Source organism: Undibacterium sp. JH2W, from assembly GCF_049340425.1.
Taxonomy (GTDB): Bacteria; Pseudomonadota; Gammaproteobacteria; order Burkholderiales; family Burkholderiaceae_D; genus Undibacterium.
Map to the genome: position 1 here is coordinate 1 of NZ_JBMPOT010000052.1, position 2,499 is coordinate 2,499.

The window sequence follows — 2,499 nt, forward strand, 5'->3', positions numbered from 1 at the left end:
GTAAGCACCTCACCAGCACCGTCCTTGACTTTTTACGTTTAACTCGAAGTCAAACTCAGACTCAGGCTGTTTTTTGCGCCAGACGATCAGCGACATTCCAAGGCAAGAGATCGGCGACCTTATTGATCGGGTAGTCTGCAATATACGTGAACACATAACGCAGGTAAGCCTCAGGATCAATACCATTCATTCGTGCCGTGCCGATGAGGCCGTACATCGCGGCTGCCCGCTCACCACCACTATCCGCGCCCAGGAACAGGAAGTTCTTGCGGCCAAGGCAGCAACCCCGTAACGCATTCTCGGCGATGTTGTTATCCATCTCGGCCACGCCATCGTCGCAGTAATAGATCAAGGCCTGCCACTGGTTGAGCATGTAGTTGATCGCCTTGGTGGTCTCGGATTGCGTAGAGAGTGTCAGCAGCCGATTGCGCAGCCACACTTCCAGTTCAACCAGAAGTGGCTGGGCCTGTGACTGCCGGATACGCTGACGTTCAGTTTGTGACTGTCCCCGGATTTGCGCCTCAATGGCATACAACTCGCCAATCCGGCGCAGAATTTCGGTGGTCGTTGGTGTGGCCTTTTTTACATGTAAATCATAGACCTTGCGTCTGGCATGCGCCCAGCAGGCTGCTTCGGTCACGCTGCCATCGGTATAAATCTTGTCATAACCTCCATAGGCATCCGCTTGCAGCACCCCGGTGAATCCCTCCAGATGCGTCTGCGGATGCAGACCCTGCCGGTTCGCGGAATAAGCAAACCAGGCCGCCGGAGCAGCATGGGAGCCAGAGTGTCGGTCATCACGCACGTAGACCCAGAGTCGGCCAGTTTTTGTTTTACCGTTACCCGGTGCCAATACCGGCATCGGTGTATCGTCACTATGGACTTTGCCAGGAGCGAGCACATAGCGACGCAAGGCTTCCACCAGCGGCGTGATCAAGACGCCACATGCGCCCATCCAGCGCCCTGTCGTTGCTGGATCGAGTTCCACACCGCGGCGGGCATGAATGAGGGCTTGCCGATACAGTGGTTGGTGATCAGCAAATTTGGCAACGGCGATATTCGCCAATAACCCAGGGCCTGCAAATCCCCGCTGGATCGGACGACTCGGTGCTGGTGCCTGAACGATGCAATCACAGCAGGCACAGGCTTTCTTCTTCCTCACATGGCGAATGACCTTGAACGCGGCTTCAATCACTTCTAGTTGCTCAGAGACATCTTCGCCCAGTGGTTTGAGATTGCCACCGCATTGCGGACAAGCGTCTTCCTCCGGTTCAATCATGTGTTCTTCGCGTGGCAAGCTCTCAGGGAAGGGCTGGTGGATTGATTTCTGGCGTGGCTGCGCTGGCGCATCTGCTATCTGCTCTGCTGCCCCTTCTTCGGCAATCAAATCTTCCAGGCGGGTTTCCAGTTGCTCCAGCTTCCGGTCGATCTTCTCGGATTGGCGACCGAACATCATGCGCTTCAATTTGGCGATCTGGAGTGTCAGTTGTTCGATCTCAAGCGTACGTACGCTCAGAGCTAATTCCAGGGTTGATACCGTTTGGCGCAAGGATTGCAATTCGCCATCCCGCTGGAGCAGCAGTGCTTTGAGGGCATCGATATCGTCTGGAAGCGAAGGAGTGGCAGGCATGCGTGGAGTTTACGCATGTTCTGGAACGTTTACAAGAGCGATAGCGGTGGACAGGTACGTTCCGGCTGTTTCCAGTTAATTCCTTCGAGCAGCATGGATAGCTGTGCCTGGGTCAGATGGACTTTACCACTGCTCGCCTGGGGCCAGACGAAGCGGCCACGTTCTAATCGCTTGATCAACAGGCATACTCCATCGCTGGTGGCCCACAGCACTTTAAGCACGTTGCCACGCTTTCCCCGGAATACAAACACATGACCAGCCAAAGGATCTTCAAGAAGCGTCATTTGCACTTTGGCCGCCAGACCATTCATACCAGAACGCATATCCGTTACGCCCGCTGCCAGCCAGATGCGTGTTCCCGCCGGTAGGCCTATCATGGGCGTAACATTTCTAATACGGCACGGACCATGCTCAGGTCGGCCTTGCCATCAAAACGCATCACTGCACCAGCGATCTGGATTTCAATCACACTTGGCTCAGTGGTCGCAGTTCTTTGAGCGACAACAGCGTCAGGACTAGCAGTTGGATGCTCAGGTGGTAAATGATCTGGATTGTCGTCGACGATGGTCACTGGCAACATGGCCTGCCGATGCATCACGCCATCCAATCGGCCGTCCCGCAATTCGCGACGCCATTTGAACAGCATGTTGACGTTGATGTCATTCTCTTGCGCAAGAAGGGATACCGAAACGCCTGGTTCAGATGCGCGTTGCGCAAGTTGCTTTCTGAATTCAGGTGAATAGTTAGGGCGCCGCTTCCTGCGGACCGGTGTGTCTAATAACTCCAAAGTAGCTCCCGCTAAAATGTAACGGGAACTACTTTGAGGGTTTTTTATGCCGGTGTACAGACGGGGCTGATGAGGTGCTTAC

General features: G+C 54.7%; 3 protein-coding genes. All 3 read right to left on the reverse strand.

Going from position 1 to position 2,499, the window contains the following annotated elements:
• Positions 1–61: 61 nt before the first annotated feature.
• Genes tnpC through tnpA form a run of 3 tightly spaced genes read right to left on the reverse strand, consistent with a single transcriptional unit; the run spans position 62 to position 2,417 of the window.
• The gene (gene tnpC / locus ACO0LC_RS29020) at positions 62–1,630 is read right to left on the reverse strand and encodes an IS66 family transposase (RefSeq protein WP_423009716.1); all 1,569 of its coding nucleotides are present in this window, start codon (positions 1,628–1,630) and stop codon (positions 62–64) included.
• 29 nt (positions 1,631–1,659) lie between these two features.
• Entirely contained in the window at positions 1,660–2,007 is a 348-nt protein-coding gene (gene tnpB / locus ACO0LC_RS29025) for an IS66 family insertion sequence element accessory protein TnpB (RefSeq protein ID WP_423009717.1), read from the reverse strand.
• Positions 2,004–2,417, reverse strand: coding sequence for an IS66-like element accessory protein TnpA (gene tnpA, locus ACO0LC_RS29030; protein WP_423009719.1), 414 nt, complete (start codon positions 2,415–2,417; stop codon positions 2,004–2,006). The genes tnpB and tnpA overlap by 4 nt, the downstream gene beginning before the upstream one ends.
• Positions 2,418–2,499: the final 82 nt, after the last annotated feature.

What these genes read in the sequence shown, in the direction of transcription:
- tnpB (WP_423009717.1), bottom strand. Translation starts at nt 2,007, where the DNA reads ATGATAGGCCTACCGGCGGGAACACGCATCTGGCTGGCAGCGGGCGTA.
- tnpC (WP_423009716.1), bottom strand. Translation starts at nt 1,630, where the DNA reads ATGCCTGCCACTCCTTCGCTTCCAGACGATATCGATGCCCTCAAAGCA.